Genomic DNA, 19,060 nt, shown 5'->3' with positions numbered 1-19,060 from the left:
CGTCAGTCTCCGCATCGTCGTTCCCCGTGGCCCCGTCGGCCTCCTACGCCCCCTCGCCGCCGGCGGCGTCAGCGGCAACAGCGCTGTCCAGGACGCCGGGCAGCGCCTGGAGGAACGTTTCCACCTCATCTTCGGTGATGATCAGTGGAGGAGCCAGCCGCACCACGTCGGGTGCGACCGCGTTCACCAGGAGACCCGCGTCCTGTGCCGTTTGCTGCACCTTCGGTGCGAGGGGCTTGGAAAGGACAATACCCAGCAGCAGGCCCGTACCACGGACGCGGTCGACGAGGGGGTGGCCGAGGGCGGCGATCCCGTCACGCAGCCGCTCGCCCGCGCGCCGGACGCCGGCGAGGATTCCCTCGCTCTCCAGGGTGTCCAGTACGGCCAGGGCGGCGGCGCAGACGACGGGGTTGCCGCCGAAGGTGGAGCCGTGCTGACCGGGTGTCAGCAGGTCGGCGGCGGCTCCGAAGGCCAGCGTCGCGCCGATCGGCAGCCCGCCGCCGAGGCCCTTGGCGAGGGTGACGACATCGGGCTCGACGCCCTGCGCCTGATGCTCGAACCAGTGCCCGGTGCGACCGATACCTGTCTGGATCTCGTCCAGGACGAGGAGCGTTCCGGTGGCCCGGGTGATCTCCCGGGCGGCCGCCAGATAGCCCGGCGGCGGCACGACGACGCCGTTCTCGCCCTGCACCGGCTCCAGTACGAGCAGCGCGGTGTCGGTGGTCACCGCCGCGCGGAGCGCCTCGACGTCCCCGTACGGAACGTGGGTGATGTCACCGGGCAGCGGCAGGAAGGGCTCCTGTTTCGCCGGCTGTCCGGTGAGGGCGAGGGCGCCCACGGTGCGGCCGTGGAAGCCGCCGGTCGCGGCCACCATGTGCCGGCGGCCCGTCCGTCGGCCGATCTTGAAGGCCGCCTCGACGGCCTCCGCGCCGGAGTTGCAGAAGTAGACCCGGCCGGGCCGCCCGGCGAGGTGTAGCAGCCGCTCGGCGAGGGCGACCGGGGGTTCGGCGACGAAGAGGTTGGAGACGTGGCCGAGGGTGGCGATCTGGTCGGAGACCGCCTTGACGATCGCGGGGTGTGCGTGGCCGAGGGAGTTGACGGCGATGCCGCCGACGAAGTCGAGGTAGGAGTTGCCGTCGGCGTCCCAGACGGTGCTGCCGGTGCCGCGGACGAGGGGGAGGCGGGGGGTGCCGTAGTTGTCCATCAGGGCGCCCTGCCAGCGCCCGGTGAGCGCGGTGTTGGTGTTCATGGTGTGTCCCCCTCGTCTGTGACGCCGGTGGCCGTCGCGGCGTCGTCCGGCACGACCATCGTTCCGACGCCTTCATCGGTGAAGATCTCCAGCAGGATCGCGTGCTGGACCCGCCCGTCTATGACGCGGGCGGTGGTGACGCCGTTGCGCACGGCGTGCAGGCAGCCCTCCATCTTGGGGACCATGCCGCTGGCCAGCTCGGGCAGCAGCCGTTCCAGCTCGCTCGCGGTGAGCCGGCTGATGACCTCGTCGCTGTGCGGCCAGTCCTCGTAGAGGCCCTCGACGTCGGTGAGGACCATCAGCGTCTCGGCGCCGAGGGCCGCGGCGAGCGCGGCGGCCGCGGTGTCGGCGTTGACGTTGAAGACGCCGTTGGCGTCGCCGTCGTCGGCGCTGCGGGCGATGGAGGAGATCACCGGGATCCGGCCGTCGTCCAGCAGCGCCTGGACGGCGCCGGTGTCGATGCCGGTGATCTCGCCGACCCGGCCGAGGTCCACGCGCTCGCCGTCGATCTCGGCGTAGTGCTTGGTGGCGGTCATGGTCCGGGCGTCCTCGCCGGTCATGCCGACGGCGAGTGGACCGTGCCGGTTGAGCAGCCCGACGAGCTCGCGCTGCACCTGGCCGGCGAGGACCATCCGTACGACCTCCATCGCCTCGGGAGTCGTCACCCGCAGCCCGGCCTTGAACTCCGAGACCAGGCCCATCCGGTCGAGCTGGGCGCTGATCTGCGGCCCGCCGCCGTGCACGACGACCGGGCGCAGGCCCGCGTGGCGCAGGAAGACGACGTCCTGCGCGAAGGCGGACTTCAGCTCCTCGTCGACCATGGCGTTGCCGCCGAACTTGATGACGACGGTCTTGCCGTGATGCCGCGTCAGCCAGGGCAGCGCCTCGATGAGTGTGCGGGCCTTGGGCAGGGCGGTGTGCTTGCGGGTGGTGCTCGTGGCACCGGGCTCCTGGGGCTGACCGATCTGGTCGGTCCGGTCGATGAGGCTCATGAGGAGTACGCGCTGTTCTCGTGGACGTAGTCGGCGGTGAGGTCGTTGGCCCAGATGATCGCGGACTCGGTGCCCTCGGCCAGGTCGGCGGTGATACGGACCTCCCGGTACCGCATGTCGACGAGGTCGCGGTCGTCACCGATCGAGCCGTTCCGGCAGACCCACACGTCGTTGATCGCCACGTTGAGCCGGTCGGGGTCGAAGGCGGCGGAGGTGGTGCCGATCGCGGACAGCACCCGGCCCCAGTTGGGGTCCTCGCCGTGGATGGCGCACTTGAGGAGGTTGTTACGGGCCAGGGAGCGGCCCACCTCGACGGCGTCGTCCTCGCTCGCGGCGTTGATCACCTCGATGCGGATGTCCTTGGAGGCGCCCTCGGCGTCGCCGATGAGCTGGCGGGCGAGGTCGTCGCAGACGGTCCGTACGGCCTCGGCGAAGGTGTCGTGGGCGGGGGTGGCCCCGGAGGCGCCGGAGGCGAGCAGCAGGACGGTGTCGTTGGTGGACATGCAGCCGTCGGAGTCGACCCGGTCGAAGGTGGTGCGGGTGGCGTCGCGCAGCGCCCGGTCGAGCGCCGGGGCGTCGAGGTCGGCGTCGGTGGTGAGGACCACGAGCATGGTGGCCAGGCCCGGCGCGAGCATGCCGGCGCCCTTGGCCATGCCGCCCACGGTCCAGCCGTCGCCCTCGGCCACGGCGGTCTTGTGGACGGTGTCGGTGGTCTTGATGGCGATGGCGGCCTTCTCGCCGCCGTGCGCGGACAGTTCGGCGGCGGCCTTGCCGATGCCGGGCAGCAGCTTGTCCATCGGCAGCCGGACCCCGATGAGGCCGGTGGAGGCGATGGCGATCTCGCCGGCGTTGCCGCCGAGGACCTCGGCGGCCTTCTCCGCGGTGGCGTGGGTGTCCTGGAAGCCCAGCGGTCCGGTGCAGGCGTTGGCACCACCGGAGTTGAGGACGACGGCGGAGACCTGTCCGCCCTTGAGCACCTGCTCCGACCACAGGACGGGGGCGGCCTTGACGCGGTTGGAGGTGAAGACGCCGGCGGCGGCCAGGCGGGGGCCCTCGTTGACCACCAGGGCGAGGTCGGGGTTGCCGCTCTCCTTGATCCCGGCGGCGATGCCCGCCGCGGTGAATCCCTTTGCTGCGGTCACGCTCACTGCGACTCCTCGTCGGCTGGCTCGGTCGTGGTGTCCTGGGGGGTGTCGCACGGTGTCAGCCGTGCGAGTACGGTCGCGAGGACGCGGCGGACGCCGCGTGCGCTGCGGGTGCTCCGGGCTCTCATGGCGCCAATCCGTCGGCCGGCAGTCCCAGCTCCTCAGGGAGGCCGAGGGCGACGTTCATGCTCTGCACGGCGCCGCCGGCGGTGCCCTTGGTGAGGTTGTCGATCGCGCTGATGGCGACGATGCGGCCGGCCGCCTCGTCGAGGGCGACCTGGATCAGGGCGGTGTTGGAGCCGTTGACGGCGCCGGTGGACGGCCACCGTCCGGCGGGCAGGAGGCGGGCGAACGGCTCGTCCCGGTAGGCCTTCTCGTACGCTGCCCGTACGGCCTCCGCGGTGACGCCCGGCCGGGCCTTGGCGCCGCACGTGGCGAGGATGCCGCGCGGCATGGGCGCCAGGGTCGGGGTGAAGGAGACCGAGACCGGCTCCCCCGCCGAGGCGGAGAGGTTCTGGATCATTTCCGGGGTGTGCCGGTGGCCGCCGCCGACGCCGTACGGGGTCATGGAGCCCATGACCTCGCTGCCGAGCAGGTGCGGCTTGGCGGCCTTGCCGGCGCCGGAGGTCCCGGACGCGGCGACGATCACGGCCTCGGGCTCGGCGAGCCCGGCGGCGTAGGCGGGGTGCAGCGCGAGCGAGACGGCGGTCGGGAAGCACCCGGGGACGGCGATCCGCTTGGCCCCGCGCAGCGCCTCGCGCCCGCCGGGCAGCTCCGGCAGCCCGTAGGGCCAGGTCCCGGCGTGGGGCGTGCCGTAGAACCGCTCCCAGTCCCCCGCGTCCCGCAGCCGGAAGTCCGCGCCGCAGTCGATGACCAGCACGTCGTCCCCGAGCCGCGCCGCGACCTCGGCGGACTGCCCGTGGGGCAGCGCGAGGAAGACGACGTCGTGCCCGGCGAGCACGTCGGCCGAGGTGGCCTCCAGCACCCGGTCGGCGAGCGCCGGCAGATGCGGCTGGAGCGCCCCGAGGGGCTGCCCGGCGTTGGAGTTCCCGGTCAGAGCGCCGATGCGCACCTCGGGGTGCGCGAGCAGCAGACGCAGCACTTCACCGCCTGCGTATCCACTCGCACCTGCCACTGCCGCACGGATTGCCATCGGGCCCCTCCTGGTCGATGGCATGACTATACGAAGCAATGAAGTTTTATGCAATGAGGTGTGAGGTGGCCTCCATCGAGTAACAGCGAGTAACGCCCGCTAGGACCGCGTCGCCCTCCCGCACTCGTCCCCAGAGGACTCGCCCCGCCCGACCGGCGCGCTGCGGTCGTAGGGGTCGACCTCCGCGCCGGCTCCGTCCGCCCGGCGGTCCGCGCCGAAGGGCGGGGTGAAGTAGCCCGTGGGGGCGCCGCAGCCGCCGTTGGTCATGTCGTACTTGTACGAGACGATCGAGAACGTGCCCGGCTCGGTGATCACCTTGCCAGGGTCGTCCCAGCTCAGGACCAGCTCGCGCCGGACGATCGTGCGCACGATCTCGCCGTCGCCGCCCGCTTCCGCGCGGGTGACCGGGTAGACGAAGGTGACGTCGGCGGTCACCTGGAGCGCGCCGCGCTCGCCCTCCCGGTAGGTGAGCCGGCCCCGGGTCTTCACGACGTCGCCGACCAGGTGGGTGCGGGAGGGCTGGAAGCGACTGAAGAGGAGGAGGGGGTCGTTCTTCTCGCCCGGGGTTCGGAAAGCGGTTTTCAGAAGGTCTTGGACGTCCTTCTGGTGCGGGTTGATCAGCGCGATCGCCTTCTCGGGGCGCTCGCCCCGCAGCACCCCGCGGTCCAGGCCGGACGCGACGAGGAAGTCCCGGCTGCGGGCGAGGGCCCGCTCGACCTCGGCCGCGCTCATCCAGCCGACGGCCCCGGCTTTCGGCACGGCGATCCCCGCCGCTCCGTTCGCCCAGCTCGCCGCCGGCGAGCCGCGGAACGGCTCGTCCATGGTGGGGCGTCGGGCCGCCTCCGCCGGGGGTGCCTGGGTCGGGCGGGCGGTCTCGGCCGCCGACGGCGGGGAGTCGGCGCCTGCGAACAGGTCCACTATCCGCCCCGGCGCGAGCGCCACCACCAGCAGCACCAGCGAGGCCAGCAGCCCGACCACGTACCAGCCCGTGCGCCGCTTGGGCCGCGCGGGCGTGTAGCCGCGCCAGCCCTCCAGGCCGCCGCCGGGCTCCGCGCGCAGCCGCTTCGCCACGTCGCGGGCCCGCGCCGACGGCTCCTTGGGCGCGTCGGCGACACCCGCCACCGACTCGCGCAGAAACCGCTCCCACTCCTCGTCCGACCTGGACGAACCGTCCGGCTCCGTACCCGCGCCCATCCCCAACCCCCTGGCAATCAGCAGACCGCGGCCCACTCCCCCGGGACGCGTCCGCATCATCACACAGAGCACTGACAGCGAGGCCGACCGGGCCCGCCCGGCCCGTGGCCACGAAACCCGCCCGCACCGCTCCGAGGCCGTGATCGCCACGACCGGCCTCATGACTTGCCGCATCACCGGCGAAACCACCCCGGTCCGGCGCGGCGGCCGACCATGGGGTCACCCACGATCCAGAGAGCGGAACACCCGGTCAGCAGCAGTTGGGGAAGTCCCAAGGCAGCCAGCCCGACCCGAGGGCGAGGCGCGTCTTGCCCACGAGGGCGCCGTTGCTGTTGCGGAGGGTGATCGTCGTTCGGAAGTCGCCCTGCCACTGCTGATCCGTCACGGTGATATCGCTCGTGGCGCGGGCGGAACCGAGAGGATCGGGCTTGCCCAAGGACACCCATCCGGTCCACTGCTTGCTGATGGTCCAGCGCGTCCACACCGCATAGTCGAGGCCGACCAGGAACTGTTCCTTCTCGCCGTTCGGAAGCGCGTGCTTCTCCACGCCGTAATCACATATGTACTTGCCGCCGCCCCCCGCGGTGCAGGTGTCGGCTGCCTGGGCCGGTGAGACGGCCACGGCCAGTCCGGCCATGGTGGCGATGGCGACAACGGCGGCCTTGAATCTGTTCAACCTGAGCACCCTGTTCTCTTGATGTGTTCCACTCGATCCAGGCCTCGGGCCCGGCTTTGACACATCGTCAGCTTACTGGTCACCGGTGAACGGCCCTCACATACCCGTGTTCAGGTCGCGCCCGGGTCCGGCTCGCCGCGGAGCCCATGGAGGCAGGTGACGAGCACGAGGTGCTCCGTGAAGTGATGGGTGACGGTGGCCGCCGGGAGCCGGCCGCGGTCAGAGGGTGAGCAGCCGGACGAGCAACGCGATCGTCGTGCCCGCTGTGAATACCGACCCCAGCACGGTGAACAGCAGGTCGACCGCCTTCGTGTCCCAGCCCTCGATCTCGAACCGGTGCGGGGCCCGCGGATCGTATCGGACCACGACGTACGCCCCCACGCCGAAGTTGTTTCCGACGGCTCCGCGGCCGAGCCTGGACGAGTGCTCGTACGTGTGCCCGTCCCGGGCCGTCCAGGCCGCGACCGGGTGCTTGAACTTGGCACCTTCGTCGCCCTTCGTGATCTCGTGGCGGACGATCCGGGCCTGGGCCGTGACACCGGTGCGGCGGAGCGCGGCGGAGCGGCGCAGGCCGTACACGCCGACACCGAGGAAGGCCAGGCCGATCGTCAGAGGGATGAGGGAGAAGAGCCATTCACGTTCCATGCGTGATGCGACGCGTGAGCTGGGATGTGGGTTGCGGGTGGGGCGGAAGTGACATCTTCCGGCGGCGGCCGGCCGGCGCCCCGGTCGGACGCGACACGCGGGCAGGAACGTCTTTGCCCGCCGGCCGCTCCGCGCCGGGATGGCATGGCTCGGTCACGGGAATCGTCGAGAGGGCTGGTGCCGGGTGTCGTCGCTGTCCGCGGGTTCCGGGCCGGTGCGGGTGCTGGACGTGTCGGGTGCCGCGTACCGGCGGGCCTTCGAGCTGTTCCTGGCCGGTACGGACGAGAAGGCCGTCACGCACGCCTACCTGACCGGGCTCGTCACCGGGCTCGGGCGACGGCGGGTGTTCCTGGACGTGGGCGCGGGTGACGGCACGACCACCGCTCACCTGGGGCGGCACTTCGAGCGGACGGTGGCCGTCGAGCCCAGTGCGGCGATGCGGGAGAGGCTCCGCCGGGCGTGTCCCGGGGCCGTCGTCGTATCCGAGCCCGTCGACCGGGCCGAGCCCGGGGAGCGGGCGGACCTGGCCCTCCTCTCGCACATGCTGTATTACGTGCCCGAGGAGAGCGTGATGCCCATGTTGCGGCGCGTGTTGGGGTGGGTCGCGCCGGGCGGCACGCTCGTGGTCATGCTCCAGAATCCGGACAACGCGTGCATGCGGATGGTCCGGCACTTCACCGGTGCGCGCTTCGACCTGCGGCCCCTCGCCCGCCGGCTGGAGGAGCGGGAAGCGGACCGGGTGTCCGACTGGTCCATCGAGACCCTCGACGTCCACTACCGGACCGCTCGCCCCGACGAGGCCCTGGACGTGGCCGAGTTCGCGGTCAACGTGCCCACGCTCGGCGAGCTCGACCCGCTGCCCACCAGGGCCGACCTGGCCGCGTACGTGGAGAAGCACTTCGCCCGGCCGGACGGCACGTACGACATCGGTCACGCACAGGACGTCCTGCGCGTCCGCCGCGCCCCGGCCCCGGCCGTCTGACCGATCAGGTACGGGCGCCGGGGTGGGCGGCCGCCCAGCCCTGTTCGAGGAGGGCGAAGATCTCCTCGGCGGCGGAGGGACCCGCGCTCACCCGGGTCCTCGGCCGTTCCCGACCCGGCACGGGCGGCGTCGAGGCCGTCGCCGGGGCCGGTCTCTCGCCCCATCGCACCCGCGCCGAATACCGTGAGGGCGTGACCGAGAACTGGCAGCCCACCGACGTCGGCGTTCTGCGGCTTCCCTCCGGCCGTCTGGTCCGAGGCCGCGCGCTGCGCCGGCCACTGCCGGCCGGGCCGGTGCCCACGTACGCCGTCCATCTGCTCGGCAAGCGGCCCCCGGAGGTGCCCTGGGAGGCGGAGTGGCTGCGCTGGCCGGACTTCCGGCTGCCCAGCAGCCACGCGCGCGCACGGGAGGTCCTCGGCGAGGCGTGGGCCCGCGCCGGGGGCGCCGAGCGCGTCGAGGTCGCCTGTGGGGGCGGCCGGGGCCGGACCGGGACGGCGCTGGCCTGCCTGGCCGTCCTCGACGGCGTGCCGGCCGACCGGGCGGTGGACTTCGTGCGCCGGCACTACGACCGCCGCGCCGTCGAGACGCCCTGGCAACGGCGCTACGTACGCCGCTTCGCGACCTGAGGGCGCCATCGGGTACGGCCGGCGACGTTTGTCAGACTGCCACCATGACCAGCACCGTTGACGTCCGTATCCAGCAGTTCGCCCACCCCTGGGACGTCGCTCCCGAACTCCGTCGCTCACTGATCGACTGCTGGGTGGAGGTCACCAACGCGGGAGGCGCGGCCGGCTTCCCGTTCCCGCCCGTCGACGCGGAGCACGTCGCCCCGGCCGCGGACGCGATCGTCGCCGGGCTGGCGCCCGACCGGAGCCGGCTGCTGACGGCCACGGCCGAGGGGGACCTGGCGGGCTGGCTGAACATACGCCGCGACCCCGGTCCCCTGACGAGGCATTGGGGCACGGTCCACCACGTACAGACGCGTACGGGCGTGCGCGGGCGCGGCATCGGCGCGGCTCTGATGCGGCGGGCGCGGGAGGTCGCCCGGGAGGAGATGGGTCTCGAACAGCTGCACCTCGCCGCCCGGGGCGGGGTCGGCCTGGAGGACTTCTACGGCCGGCTGGGCTGGAAGGAGATCGGCCGCCGCCCCGGCGCGCTGCGGCTCGCGCCGGGTGACGACCGCGACGAGGTGCTCATGTTCCTGGCGCCCCTGTAGGAGCGCGCCCACCCCACACGAGCCCACCCGGAAGAAATTCCTTGGCGCCCGTCCCCCGGCGCCCGCTATCGTCCACGCTCCCCGACCCGCCGATCGCGACGGTCCGTCCGTCAGAGAGCAGCTCAGCCATGACCAGCCGGCCCATGACGACGACCCTGTGGCGCCCCACCGGGCCCGAGGAGCTGGATCTGGTGCGGAAGTCGGCGTGGCGGGCGTGGCCGCCCCGGCTGCCGGAGCAGCCGATCTTCTATCCGGTGCTCAACGAGGACTACGCGATCCGGATCGCGCGGGACTGGAACGTCCGCTTCGACGGCGCCGGTTTCGTGACGCGCTTCGAGGTCGAGTCCGGCTTCCTCGCCCGCTACCCCGTCCAGCAGGCCGGCGGCCGCACGATCCTCGAACTGTGGGTGCCGGCCGAGGAGCTCGACGAGTTCAACGCGCACATCGTGGGGCCGATCGAGGTCGTCCACGAGTTCCGCTGAGGGTGCGGGCGGGCCGCGGCCGGTGTCACGGGGCCGCGGGCCCGCCGCGTCCCTGGAGCCGTTCCAGTTCGCGCCGGTCGCGCTTGGTCGGGCGGCCCGCGCCGCGGTCGCGGACGGCGGCCACCGCGATCTGCTCGCGCGGCGGTGGCGGCGGGCTGTTGTCGACGTAGCACTCGGCGGCGACGGGCGCGCCGACCCGCTTGCGGACCAGCCGCGAGACGACGACGATCCGCTCGCGCCCTTCGAGGCGCACCCGCACCTCGTCGCCCGTACGCACCGTCTGCGCCGGCTTGGCGCGTTCGCCGTTGACGCGTACGTGCCCGGCGCGGCAGGCCGTCGCGGCCAGTGAGCGTGTCTTCGTGAGCCGTACGGACCAGATCCAGCTGTCGACCCGCACGGGCCCACCCTCGTCTGCAGCCATGCTCCCGACTCTAGTACCCGCCCCCGCGTCGCCCCACGGACTTTTACGGTGCGGCGTCGATCCGCGCCGCGCGGCCGCCGGGTTCACTCCGGCAGTTCCTCGTACGCCGTGCGCAATCTGGCGACGCCCTCCGCCAGCTCCGCGGTGCCCGCGACCGCCGCGAAGCTCAGCCGCAGGTGGGGGGCGGGGGCCTCGGCGGCGAAGTACGGGCGGCCGGGGGTGACGGCGACCCCGGCGCGCAGGGCACCGGCGGCTAGGGCGCTCTCGTCGGTGCCGTCCGGCAGGCGCACCCAGATATGGAAGCCGCCGGGCGGCACGAACTCCTCGCGGAACCCTGGGAGTTCCCTGCGCAGCGCGGTCAGCAGGGCCTCGCGCCGGGTGCGCAGCTCGGCGGCGATGGTGCGCCGGTGGCGCGGCCAGGCGGGCGAGCCGACGAGTTCGAGCGCGGCCTCCTGGAGCGGTCGCGGGACGAAGAAGCTGTCGACGACCTGGATGGCCCGCAGGCGTTCGAGGACGGGGCCGCGGGCGGCGAGGGCGCCCACGCGGAGGCTGGGCGAGGTGGCCTTGGTGAGCGAGCAGACGTGGACGACGATCCCGTCGGGGTCGTCCGCGGCGAGGGCGGGCGGCAGCGGCGGGGCGTCCTCGTGGGCGAGGCGGCGCGCGAAGTCGTCCTCGATGACGAAGGCCCCGGCCTCGCGGGCGACCCGTACGACCTCGCGCCGCCGGTCGTCGGCGAGCACCGCGCCCGTGGGGTTCTGGAAGAGCGGCTGGCAGACGAAGACGCGGGCGCCACTGGCCCGGAACGCCTCGGCGAGCAGGTCGGTGCGCACGCCGCGGGCGTCGGTGGGTACGGGCACGGGCCGCAGCCCGGAGGCGCGGGCGGCGGCGAGCATGCCGGGGTAGGTGGGCGATTCGACGAGGACGGGCGCACCGGGCGGGGCGAGGGCGCGCAGCGCGGCGGTGAGCGCGCTCTGGCCGCCGGCGGTGATCAGGACGTCGGAGGCGGCGAGGGTGCCGGCCGGGCCGCCGATCTCGCGGGCGAACCAGGCGCGGAGCTCCGTCACGCCGTCGATGGGCGGCCGGCCCCACGCGCCGGGGCGCCGGCCGGCCCGGCCGAGGGCGGCGGCGAGGGCGCGCTCGGGCTGCAGGACGGGGTGGAGGTAGCCGCCGCTGAGCTCGATGACGCCGGGCGGCGGCTCGGCGAGCGTGGTGACCACCCCGGAGGCGTCGACGGACCGGGGGACGGCCTCGCCCGCGCTCTCGACGCTGAGGGCGACCTGCTGCCAGGAGGTGTCGCCGGGGCGGGCCGGGGCGGCGTGCGGCTCGGCGCGGAAGGCTCCCGCGCCGGGGCGGGTGACGACCAGGCCCTCGGCGGCCAGCCCGGCGAGGGCCCGGGAGACGGTGACGGGGCTGACGCGGAAGCGGTCGACCAGGGCCCGGCTGGACGGCAGCTTCTCACCCGGAGAGTAGCGGTCGAGTTCACCACGCAGGATCCCGGCCAGGTCGGCGACGCTGTTACGCTCATGCATGAGAGTGAAAGATAGCGCTACTGGGCGCGCGACGATAGCAGTGCACGACCCGGTGGCGCCCCCCGCGGCCGCCCGCTCGCCCCGTCGCCTCGACGGCGGCCTCCTCCTCGCCGCGCTCGGCGTCGCCGCGTTCTCCCTCACGTTCCCCGCCACCGCCTGGGCCCTGGAAGGTCTCGGGCCGTGGTCGGTGACCACGTGCCGGATCGTGCTGGGCGGGCTGGTCGCCGGTGGCTGCCTGCTCGCGCGGCGCGTGACACCGCCCGCCCGCCGCCACTGGGCCGGGCTCCTCGCCGTCGCCGGTGGTGCCGTGATCGGCTTCCCGCTGCTCACCACGCTCGCCCTGCGGACGTCGACGACCTCGCACGCCGCCGTGGTCGTGGGTCTGCTGCCGCTGACCACCGCCGCGTACTCGGCGCTGCGGACCCGCACCCGGCATTCGCGCGCCTTCTGGGCGGCGGCGCTGACCGGCGCCGCCGTGGTGATCGCCTTCGCCGTGCAGCAGAGCGGCGGCCGGCCGTCCGTCAGCGACCTCTACCTCTTCGCTTCCCTGCTGCTGTGCGCGGCGGGCTACGCGGAGGGCGGCCGGCTGGCGCGGGAGATGCCGGGCTGGCAGGTGATCGGCTGGGCGCTCGTGCTGTGCCTGCCGATGTCGGTGTCCGGCGCGGCGGTCGCGCTGTGCCACGAGCCCGTCGAGCTCACCGGGCACACCGTCGCGGGGCTGCTGTGGGTGGCCGTGGGGTCGCAGTTCGTGGGCATGTGGATCTGGTACCGGGGGATGGGCGCGATCGGCGTCGCCCGGGCCAGCCAGCTCCAGCTGGCCCAGCCGCTGCTCACCCTGGTCTGGTCGGTGCTGCTGCTCGGCGAGCGGCTGACGCCCGCGGCGCCGGTCGCGGCCGTCGCCGTGCTCATCTGCATCGGGGTGACGCAGCGGGCGCACCGCTGACCTCGCCTCTCGCCCGAATGGTCACGGGGAGGGGCCATCCACCTCCTCCGACCGTAGACTTGGCAGTGTCTTCCAGCGCACGTGTCGGATCACGAAATCGGACCTCGAAGCGGAAGGGCACCGCCAATGCATGCGAGCAAGGGCGACCGGTTGGTCACGCACGGCCGGGTGGTCGGAGAGCACGATCGGGTCGTGGAGATCGTGGAAGTGCTGGGCCCCGATGGCACCCCGCCCTTCCGCGTCCGGGCCGCGAACGGACACGAGTCGATCATGTCGCCGGGCCCGGACACCAGCGTGGATCACCGCAAGTCCCAGGACATCGGGTAACCGCGGCACCTGCTGACCGCGCGGGCGCCGCGCCTGAGGGTGCCTGCGCGGTTCAGCGCGGCGGGCGCGCGCGGCGGGGGTAGTGGTCCTCGACGACGCGCGCCATCGCCCCGATGGGGTCGGAGACGACCTGCTTGGCGGAGAAGTAGATGTGGCCGAGCACCTCGGGATGGTTTCGGGCGAGGGTGAGGTGCCGGGAGAGCTCGGCCGGGTCCTGCCAGGGGGCGGGCTGCGCCGGGTCGCCGGCCCGGTAGAGGGCCTCGCCGATGTAGAGGTGCACGTCCGTGCCGCGCACGGCCTCCGCCCACCAGGGCACGAGCGTGGCGTAGTCGGCGGCGGCGAAGCCGATGTGCCAGTAGACCTGCGGGACGATGTAGTCGATCCATTCCTCGTGCACCCACTTGCGGGTGTCGGCGCAGAGGTCGTCATAGGTCTGCACGCCGGCCCGGGTGTCGGAGCCCAGCGGGTCGGTGGTCTTGTTGCGCCACACCGCGAACGGGCTGATCCCGAACCGCACGTGCCGCTTGCGCCGCTTGATGCGCTCGCCCATCTCCCGTACGAGGCGGTCGATGTTGGCGCGCCGCCAGGCCGCCCGGTCGGGGAAGCCGGCGCCGTAGCGCTCGTACGCCGCGTCATCGTCGAAGCGCTGCCCGGCCACCGGATACGGGTAGAAGTAGTCGTCGAAGTGCACGCCGTCCAGGTCGTAGCGCGCCACGGCGTCGAGCATCGCGTCCTGCACGAAGCGGCGCACCTCGGGCAGGCCGGGGTTGTAGTAGAGCTTGCCGCCGTAGGGCACCACCCACTCCGGGTGGATGCGCGCGGGATGGGTGGCGATCAGTCTGCTGGGGTCGGTGTGGTTGGCGATGCGGTAGGGGTTGAACCAGCCGTGCAGCTCCAGGCGGCGCTTGTGGGCCTCGCGCACCGCGAAAGCCAGCGGATCCCACCCGGGGTCCTTGCCCTGAGTGCCCGTCAGGTACTCCGACCACGGTTCGTACGGTGAGGGCCAGAAGGCGTCGGCGGTGGGCCGGAGCTGGAGGACCACGGCGTTGAGCCGCCGCGCCACGGCGGTGTCGAGCAGGGTGATCAGCTCGGCCCGCTGGCGGTCGGGGCCGAGGCCCGGCTTCGAGGGCCAGTCGATGTTGACGACGGTGGCGATCCACATGCCCCGGAATTCGCGCTTCCGCGGGAGCCCTTCCGGAGCGCGTTCCGGAGCGTCTTCCCGATCAGGTGCTTCCAGGGCGCCCGCTTCGCCGGTCGTGAGCATCGCGGACATCACTCCCGCGGCGGCGACGGTGAACCCTCTTCGACTGATTCGCCCCATATGCGGCCCACTCCTTGTCGGATCGGTCACACCATACGGCCACAGCATGCCCGCCCCGGCCCCATCAGCACCGCCTGTCGCGGAGTAACGTCTGGAACGAGGCGGGAGCCGGGGGCCTCCACCGGCACCTTCGGTGCGGACCCGGTGCGGGACAGGGCACCCGCCGGTCGACCAAGATCAGCGAAAGGCACGATGTGACGGACACTGTGGCAGACGTGGCACGCGTCGGAGTGGTGGGCTGCGGCCAGATGGGCGCGGGCATCGCGGAGGTGTGTGCCCGCGCCGGCCTGGACGTCAAGGTCGCGGAGACCACCGGCGAGGCTCTGGAGCTGGGCCGTACCCGCCTGACGAACTCCCTCGGGAAGGCCGCCGAGCGCGGCAAGATCACCGAAGAGGAGCGCGACGCGACCCTGGCACGGCTGAGCTTCACCACGGACCTGGGCGAGTTCGCCGACCGGGACCTGGTCATCGAGGCCGTCGTCGAGAACGAGCAGGTGAAGACGGAGATCTTCCAGGTCCTCGACCAGGTGATCACCCGCCCGGACGCCATCCTGGCCTCCAACACCTCCTCCATCCCCCTGGTGAAGCTGGCCGTGGCGACCTCCCGCCCCGACCAGGTCATCGGCATCCACTTCTTCAACCCGGCGCCGGTGCAGAACCTCGTCGAGCTGATCCCCGCGCTGACCACCAGCGAGGAGACCATCAAGCGCGCCGAGACGCTGGTCGCCCAGGTGCTGGGCAAGCACGCCATCCGCGCCCAGGACCGCTCCGGCTTCGTCGTCAACGCCCTCCTCATCCCGTATCTGCTCTCCGCGATCCGGATGTTCGAGTCGGGCATCGCCAGCCGCGAGGACATCGACAACGGCATGGAGCTGGGCTGCGCCCACCCGATGGGCCCGCTCAAGCTGGCCGACCTCATCGGCCTGGACACGGTCGCCTCGGTCGCCGACAGCATGTATCACGAGTACAAGGAGCCGCTGTACGCCGCTCCCCCGCTGCTCCAGCGCATGGTCGACGCGGGCCGCCTCGGCCGCAAGACGGGCTCGGGCTTCTACACGTACTGAGACGCCCGACAGCTACGCAACGTCACCACCGCACACCCGTGTTCACACGGGGTGTGCGGCGGTGACTCGCATATACCCCCCGCACACGCTCCCGTTCGGCCTGCTCACGCGGTTCACTCACCTCGTCGGACACACACGGAGAGCCTTCCGGAAGGGGTACGGACCGTGACCATCCATCCCGAGCAGGCCGTCAAATCGGCTGAGCTCGCGGAGCTTCGTCGTAGCCTCGATGTCGGCATCGTCCGCATCGACGGCCACCTCGCCCTCCTCACCCAACGCGGCGAACAGTCGGAGCGCGACATCAGCGAACTGGCCGGGCGGGTACGGGTCCTGGAACACGGCAGGTGGCCATTGCCGTCGCTTGCCGCGCTCACCGGGCTCGCCGCCCTGGCGCTGACCGTCTGGCAGGCGGTCGGCCGATGAGCGCGGGACAGACCTGACCCCGCCGCGCGCGGGACGCTCAGCCGAGCCGGATGTGGTGCAGCAGGAGCAGCGCGGCCGCCATGTTGGCGGCCGGCACCTCACCGCGGCCGATCATGTCGGGCACCAGCTTGAGCGGCACCCACTCGCGGCGGTCCGACTCGAAGTCGTCCTCCGGCTCACCGATGTACTCCGCCTCCTCGGACCAGTAGATGTGGTGCCGGGCGTCGGTGAGGCCGTTGGACGGTTCGACGGACATCAGGTGTCGCAGGGGGCCGGGCCGCCATCCGGTCTCCTCCTCCATCTCACGGGCGGCCGCGAAGGCGAGGTCCTCGCCGTCCTCGACGACGCCCGCGGCCAGTTCCCAGCCCCAGTTGTCGGTGATGAAGCGGTGCCGCCACAGCAGCAGGACCTCATTGGCCTCGTTGACCACCGTGGCCACGGCGACGGGCCGCAGCCGGATGAGGAAGTGGTCGAGGTGGCGGCCGTCGGGGAGTTGGACGTCCGCGAGATTGACCCGGAACCATCGGTTCGCGTAGACGGTCCGTTCCCTGAGATTCTTCCAACGCACGTGTTGCCACCTTCCGCCGAGGTGGCCACCTCACCGGGCGCTGTCCTCACAGGGGCACGCGCAACGCCCCGTCGATCATCTCGGCGGCCTCGGCAGTGGCCGCACACCCACTCTCGATCAGGTGCTCGCGCACCGCCCGGAGCCGATCCCGTAAGCGCTGCGATTCCATGCCTCTCGCCTGCTCGGTCATCTCCCGTGCGGTGGCCACCGCCTTGTCCGCGTCTCCTTGACGCAGCTCGATGTGCGTGAGCATGGCGAGCCGGTGGACACGGCCCCGGTCGTGGGCGGGGGTGTCGACGGCCCGGTCCGCGTGCTCACGGGCGGGTCCGAGGTCACCGAGGCTGAGCAGCGCCTCGGCCACCTGTACGTTCACCAGGCCGGGCTGCACATAGCCGGTCTCGGCGGGTTCCTGACCACGGCGGATGCGGTCGGCGGCGGTCTCGGCGCGGCGGATGCAGGCGAGCGCCCCCGCGCCGTCGCCCAGCCGTGCGTACGCCTTGGCCTGCATGGCGTACAGGTCGGCGGCGAGCGCCGGGGTCAGTTCCTCGCCACCGGCCCGCAGCGCGGACTCGGCGAACGCGACCGCCTGCCGGTACTCCCGCATGAACAGCGACTGGTTGACGAGGAGGGCGATCACATACGCGCCGAGGCCCCGGTCCCCGCTGGCCTTCGCCAGCCGCAGCGCCTGGTGGAAGTAGCGCTGGGCCAGGCCGTGCGCGTCGGAGTCGTACGCGCAGATGCCGGCGACGGCGACCAGCCCGCCGGTGGCCCGGTGCAGCTGACGGCCCGTCTCATCGGGGTAGCTGCCCCGCAGCAGGGGCGCGGCCTCGGCGTTGAGGAAGCCCACTACCCGGGCGCGGGTGGCGATGCCGCCGGCCTTGCGGTACATCTGCTCGTAGTGGGAGCGGGCGGCGCGCAGCATCTCGATGTCGTCCATGGAGACCCGGGTGAGGCCGCGCCGGGAGACGTCGGCGTCCTCGGGCGGGTTCTCCCACTCCCAGACCGGGATGACGGCGGGGGTCCCGGTGACGGCGGGGGCGGTGACGACGTGCTCGCGCTGCTGCTCGTCGGAGCGCCACAGGGCGGTGGCGCGCTCGACGAAGCCGGAGAGCGGGGTGCCCGGCACCCTGGGGCTGCCGGGGGTGCCGAGGCCGATGTCGTCGAGGGTCAGCGCGCGGTGCAGCCGCTCGCCCAGGACCTCGCAGATCAGGTCCGGCACCTGGCCGCGGGGCCGCTGGCCGCGCAACCAGCGGGCGACGGCGGTGTGTTCGTAGCGCAGCGCCAGACCTCGGGCCCGGCCCGCCGCGTTGACATGGGCGGCCAGTCCGGCGTGGGATATCCCCGCCTCGTCAAGGATGGCGTCAAGCAGTGTGTTGGGCTCCATCGTGCCCTCCGATGAGCTCGGTGAGGTCAGCGTAATGGAGATCCCTTCGCACGGGGTGTGAACCGGCCGTCGCTTTGCGTCAGAGCGGAACGGTGCACTCATCCCGGCCCGCGCCGGGCGTACGCGCCCTCGGCGCCCCGGTTCCTACCGCGGTGACCGCCCCGACCGGGCCAGGTGTCCACAGGGTCTCCGGTCGGGCGCGTGGCGTTGGTCATTGCGCAGCACCAGCAGGGCGATGTCGTCGGAGAGCCGGCCGCCGGTGTGGCGCAACAGGGCGCTCTGGACGCGCTCGATCACCGCGGCGGGGACGATGGGCGCGCCGTGCGCGGCCTCGGCCAGGGTCCTGGCCAGGGGGAAGAACGCGCCCCGGGCGTCGCGCGCGTCCTCCGCGCCGTCCGTGTGGAGCACCAGCGCGTCGCCGGGCAGCAGCCGGGTCAGCCGGGCCACGGGCAGCTCGGCCGGGAGCGGGAACAGTCCGAGCGGGGGCAGCGGTTCGCCGCGCCCGACGGCGGCGGCCCGGGCGCGGCGGCCGGCCGATCCGGAGAGGCGGTACGGCCAGGGGTGGCCGCAGTTGAGCGCCGTGACCACGCCGTCGGCGCTCACCTCCAGCAGCAGGATGGTCACGAACTCCTCCCCCGCCGAACGCTCCGGCTCCGCCTCTGACCTCGCCGGGTGCTCGGCCCAGGACCGCTCCCCCACGTGGCGCTGGAGCGCGCGCTCCAGGCGGCGCAGCACGCCGGGCAGCGCGGGCTCGTCGTGGGCGGCCTCGCGGAAGCTGCCGAGGACGGCGGCGACGGTGCCGATCGCGGTGAAGCCGTGGCCGCGCACATCCCCTATGACGACGCGGACGCCGTGCGGGGTGGCCAGCGCCTCGTAGAGATCCCCGCCGACGAGCGTGCCCTCGCTGACGGACAGATGGCCGCCGGCGAGCGTCATGCCGTCGAGCCGGGGCGGCAGCGGCCGCAGCAGGACCCGCTGCGCGGTGGCGGCGATCTCCCGGGCCCGCTCCAGGTCGCGTACGAGCCGGCGCCTGCGGCGGGTGATGGCATAGGCGGCCGCGGCGACGGCGACGGTGGCGCAGCAGGTGGCCAGCCTGCCGGGGGCGTCCACGCGGCCGGCCGAGCCGAGAGGGACGAGCGCGACCAGGGCGCAGCCCCCGGCGAGCACGACGCACTGGCGGCGGCCGCTGCCCGCGCAGGCGATGGCGGGTGTGGCGGCGAGCAGCTGGGCGGCCTGGGTGCCGCGGGGGCTCAGCAGCTCCCACGCCATGACGGCCAGGACCCAGAGTCCGGGGAGGGCGAACACCGCGCCCTTCCGCCAGCGCACCGCCTTTGTCCGGATCATGC

The 19,060-nt window shown here is 73.0% G+C and carries 22 protein-coding genes; 8 read left to right on the top strand and 14 right to left on the bottom strand.

The genetic code is table 11. The features are described 5' to 3' along the window. Positions 1 to 43: 43 nt before the first annotated feature. The 8 genes from ACZ303_RS16500 to ACZ303_RS16465 all read right to left on the bottom strand — a co-directional run bounded on the left by ACZ303_RS16500 (position 44) and on the right by ACZ303_RS16465 (position 7,054). Positions 44 to 1,249: an acetylornithine transaminase gene (locus ACZ303_RS16500; protein ID WP_467339422.1), complete on the bottom strand. Its 1,206-nt coding sequence runs from the start codon at positions 1,247 to 1,249 to the stop codon at positions 44 to 46. After that, positions 1,246 to 2,241, bottom strand: coding sequence for an acetylglutamate kinase (argB, locus tag ACZ303_RS16495; RefSeq protein WP_467339421.1), 996 nt, complete (start codon positions 2,239 to 2,241; stop codon positions 1,246 to 1,248). The genes ACZ303_RS16500 and argB overlap by 4 nt, the downstream gene beginning before the upstream one ends. After that, positions 2,238 to 3,389: a bifunctional glutamate N-acetyltransferase/amino-acid acetyltransferase ArgJ gene (argJ, locus tag ACZ303_RS16490; RefSeq protein WP_467339419.1), complete on the bottom strand. Its 1,152-nt coding sequence runs from the start codon at positions 3,387 to 3,389 to the stop codon at positions 2,238 to 2,240. The genes argB and argJ overlap by 4 nt, the downstream gene beginning before the upstream one ends. After that, positions 3,386 to 3,514 (bottom strand): hypothetical protein, encoded by a 129-nt coding sequence (locus tag ACZ303_RS16485; RefSeq protein ID WP_467339417.1) that lies wholly within the window; start codon positions 3,512 to 3,514, stop codon positions 3,386 to 3,388. The genes argJ and ACZ303_RS16485 overlap by 4 nt, the downstream gene beginning before the upstream one ends. Beyond that, positions 3,511 to 4,539 (bottom strand): N-acetyl-gamma-glutamyl-phosphate reductase, encoded by a 1,029-nt coding sequence (argC, locus tag ACZ303_RS16480; protein WP_467339415.1) that lies wholly within the window; start codon positions 4,537 to 4,539, stop codon positions 3,511 to 3,513. Before argC ends, ACZ303_RS16485 begins: the two co-directional genes overlap by 4 nt. 99 nt (positions 4,540 to 4,638) lie before the next feature. Continuing rightward, positions 4,639 to 5,733, bottom strand: a complete 1,095-nt coding sequence (locus ACZ303_RS16475; RefSeq protein WP_467339413.1) for a hypothetical protein — start codon at positions 5,731 to 5,733, stop codon at positions 4,639 to 4,641. A gap of 250 nt (positions 5,734 to 5,983) precedes the next feature. Beyond that, a complete protein-coding gene (locus ACZ303_RS16470; protein WP_467339411.1) occupies positions 5,984 to 6,418 on the bottom strand; it encodes a hypothetical protein in 435 nt (144 codons plus the stop codon). 210 nt (positions 6,419 to 6,628) lie between these two features. Further along, a complete protein-coding gene (locus ACZ303_RS16465; protein ID WP_467339409.1) occupies positions 6,629 to 7,054 on the bottom strand; it encodes a DUF3592 domain-containing protein in 426 nt (141 codons plus the stop codon). 184 nt (positions 7,055 to 7,238) lie between these two features. On the opposite strand from ACZ303_RS16465, the gene ACZ303_RS16460 reads away from it, so the two are divergent. The 4 genes from ACZ303_RS16460 (at position 7,239) to ACZ303_RS16445 (ending at position 9,734) form a co-directional block, all read left to right on the top strand. Then, positions 7,239 to 8,036, top strand: coding sequence for a class I SAM-dependent methyltransferase (locus ACZ303_RS16460; RefSeq protein WP_467339407.1), 798 nt, complete (start codon positions 7,239 to 7,241; stop codon positions 8,034 to 8,036). Between the two features lie 191 nt (positions 8,037 to 8,227). Beyond that, positions 8,228 to 8,662, top strand: coding sequence for a protein-tyrosine phosphatase family protein (locus ACZ303_RS16455; RefSeq protein WP_467339405.1), 435 nt, complete (start codon positions 8,228 to 8,230; stop codon positions 8,660 to 8,662). 44 nt (positions 8,663 to 8,706) lie between these two features. Next, entirely contained in the window at positions 8,707 to 9,252 is a 546-nt protein-coding gene (locus ACZ303_RS16450) for a GNAT family N-acetyltransferase (protein WP_467339403.1), read from the top strand. 128 nt (positions 9,253 to 9,380) lie between these two features. Beyond that, complete coding sequence (locus ACZ303_RS16445) at positions 9,381 to 9,734, top strand: hypothetical protein (RefSeq protein ID WP_467339401.1); 354 nt, start codon at positions 9,381 to 9,383, stop codon at positions 9,732 to 9,734. A 25-nt stretch (positions 9,735 to 9,759) separates the two neighbouring features. On the opposite strand, the gene ACZ303_RS16440 is transcribed toward ACZ303_RS16445, so the two are convergent. Both ACZ303_RS16440 and ACZ303_RS16435 read right to left on the bottom strand, forming a co-directional pair. After that, positions 9,760 to 10,272 carry an RNA-binding S4 domain-containing protein gene (locus ACZ303_RS16440; RefSeq protein WP_467339654.1) on the bottom strand — a complete coding sequence of 171 codons (513 nt, stop codon included), beginning with the start codon at positions 10,270 to 10,272 and terminating at the stop codon, positions 9,760 to 9,762. Beyond that, positions 10,239 to 11,684, bottom strand: coding sequence for an aminotransferase-like domain-containing protein (locus ACZ303_RS16435; protein WP_467339399.1), 1,446 nt, complete (start codon positions 11,682 to 11,684; stop codon positions 10,239 to 10,241). Before ACZ303_RS16435 ends, ACZ303_RS16440 begins: the two co-directional genes overlap by 34 nt. On the opposite strand from ACZ303_RS16435, the gene ACZ303_RS16430 reads away from it, so the two are divergent. Both ACZ303_RS16430 and ACZ303_RS16425 read left to right on the top strand, forming a co-directional pair. Then, positions 11,683 to 12,627 (top strand): DMT family transporter, encoded by a 945-nt coding sequence (locus tag ACZ303_RS16430; RefSeq protein ID WP_467339397.1) that lies wholly within the window; start codon positions 11,683 to 11,685, stop codon positions 12,625 to 12,627. The two genes, ACZ303_RS16435 and ACZ303_RS16430, sit on opposite strands and share 2 nt — an antisense overlap. Positions 12,628 to 12,753: 126 nt before the next feature. Beyond that, positions 12,754 to 12,954 carry a DUF1918 domain-containing protein gene (locus tag ACZ303_RS16425; protein ID WP_467339395.1) on the top strand — a complete coding sequence of 67 codons (201 nt, stop codon included), beginning with the start codon at positions 12,754 to 12,756 and terminating at the stop codon, positions 12,952 to 12,954. A 52-nt stretch (positions 12,955 to 13,006) separates the two neighbouring features. Here the strand turns inward: ACZ303_RS16425 and ACZ303_RS16420 are convergent, their stop codons facing one another. After that, positions 13,007 to 14,275, bottom strand: coding sequence for a glycoside hydrolase family 10-like protein (locus tag ACZ303_RS16420; RefSeq protein WP_467339393.1), 1,269 nt, complete (start codon positions 14,273 to 14,275; stop codon positions 13,007 to 13,009). A gap of 206 nt (positions 14,276 to 14,481) precedes the next feature. On the opposite strand from ACZ303_RS16420, the gene ACZ303_RS16415 reads away from it, so the two are divergent. After that, positions 14,482 to 15,339, top strand: a complete 858-nt coding sequence (locus ACZ303_RS16415; protein ID WP_467339391.1) for a 3-hydroxybutyryl-CoA dehydrogenase — start codon at positions 14,482 to 14,484, stop codon at positions 15,337 to 15,339. Between the two features lie 165 nt (positions 15,340 to 15,504). Further along, positions 15,505 to 15,762, top strand: coding sequence for a hypothetical protein (locus ACZ303_RS16410; RefSeq protein ID WP_467339389.1), 258 nt, complete (start codon positions 15,505 to 15,507; stop codon positions 15,760 to 15,762). A gap of 37 nt (positions 15,763 to 15,799) precedes the next feature. Here the strand turns inward: ACZ303_RS16410 and ACZ303_RS16405 are convergent, their stop codons facing one another. From ACZ303_RS16405 to ACZ303_RS16395, 3 genes are all read right to left on the bottom strand, one after another. Further along, complete coding sequence (locus ACZ303_RS16405) at positions 15,800 to 16,330, bottom strand: NUDIX hydrolase (protein WP_467339387.1); 531 nt, start codon at positions 16,328 to 16,330, stop codon at positions 15,800 to 15,802. 46 nt (positions 16,331 to 16,376) lie between these two features. Then, positions 16,377 to 17,714, bottom strand: coding sequence for a tetratricopeptide repeat protein (locus tag ACZ303_RS16400; protein WP_467339385.1), 1,338 nt, complete (start codon positions 17,712 to 17,714; stop codon positions 16,377 to 16,379). A 144-nt stretch (positions 17,715 to 17,858) separates the two neighbouring features. Continuing rightward, complete coding sequence (locus ACZ303_RS16395) at positions 17,859 to 19,058, bottom strand: PP2C family protein-serine/threonine phosphatase (protein ID WP_467339383.1); 1,200 nt, start codon at positions 19,056 to 19,058, stop codon at positions 17,859 to 17,861. Between the last annotated feature and the right edge of the window lie 2 nt (positions 19,059 to 19,060).

The sequence above is a fragment of the Streptomyces sp. NPDC023527 genome (assembly GCF_055560115.1).
The sequence above is the reverse complement of the archived record's forward strand: the minus strand, read 5'-3'. Positions and strand labels throughout refer to the sequence as shown.

Bases quoted from the DNA above. Each gene is read 5' to 3' on its own strand.
- ACZ303_RS16395 (WP_467339383.1), bottom strand. From the start codon at position 19,058: ATGATCCGGACAAAGGCGGTGCGCTGGCGGAAGGGCGCGGTGTTCGCC.
- ACZ303_RS16450 (WP_467339403.1), top strand. From the start codon at position 8,707: ATGACCAGCACCGTTGACGTCCGTATCCAGCAGTTCGCCCACCCCTGG.
- ACZ303_RS16465 (WP_467339409.1), bottom strand. From the start codon at position 7,054: ATGGAACGTGAATGGCTCTTCTCCCTCATCCCTCTGACGATCGGCCTG.
- ACZ303_RS16500 (WP_467339422.1), bottom strand. From the start codon at position 1,249: ATGAACACCAACACCGCGCTCACCGGGCGCTGGCAGGGCGCCCTGATG.
- ACZ303_RS16435 (WP_467339399.1), bottom strand. From the start codon at position 11,684: ATGCATGAGCGTAACAGCGTCGCCGACCTGGCCGGGATCCTGCGTGGT.
- argC (WP_467339415.1), bottom strand. From the start codon at position 4,539: ATGGCAATCCGTGCGGCAGTGGCAGGTGCGAGTGGATACGCAGGCGGT.
- ACZ303_RS16445 (WP_467339401.1), top strand. From the start codon at position 9,381: ATGACCAGCCGGCCCATGACGACGACCCTGTGGCGCCCCACCGGGCCC.
- ACZ303_RS16485 (WP_467339417.1), bottom strand. From the start codon at position 3,514: ATGAGAGCCCGGAGCACCCGCAGCGCACGCGGCGTCCGCCGCGTCCTC.
- ACZ303_RS16400 (WP_467339385.1), bottom strand. From the start codon at position 17,714: ATGGAGCCCAACACACTGCTTGACGCCATCCTTGACGAGGCGGGGATA.
- argB (WP_467339421.1), bottom strand. From the start codon at position 2,241: ATGAGCCTCATCGACCGGACCGACCAGATCGGTCAGCCCCAGGAGCCC.
- ACZ303_RS16475 (WP_467339413.1), bottom strand. From the start codon at position 5,733: ATGGGCGCGGGTACGGAGCCGGACGGTTCGTCCAGGTCGGACGAGGAG.
- ACZ303_RS16420 (WP_467339393.1), bottom strand. From the start codon at position 14,275: ATGGGGCGAATCAGTCGAAGAGGGTTCACCGTCGCCGCCGCGGGAGTG.
- ACZ303_RS16430 (WP_467339397.1), top strand. From the start codon at position 11,683: ATGAGAGTGAAAGATAGCGCTACTGGGCGCGCGACGATAGCAGTGCAC.
- ACZ303_RS16425 (WP_467339395.1), top strand. From the start codon at position 12,754: ATGCATGCGAGCAAGGGCGACCGGTTGGTCACGCACGGCCGGGTGGTC.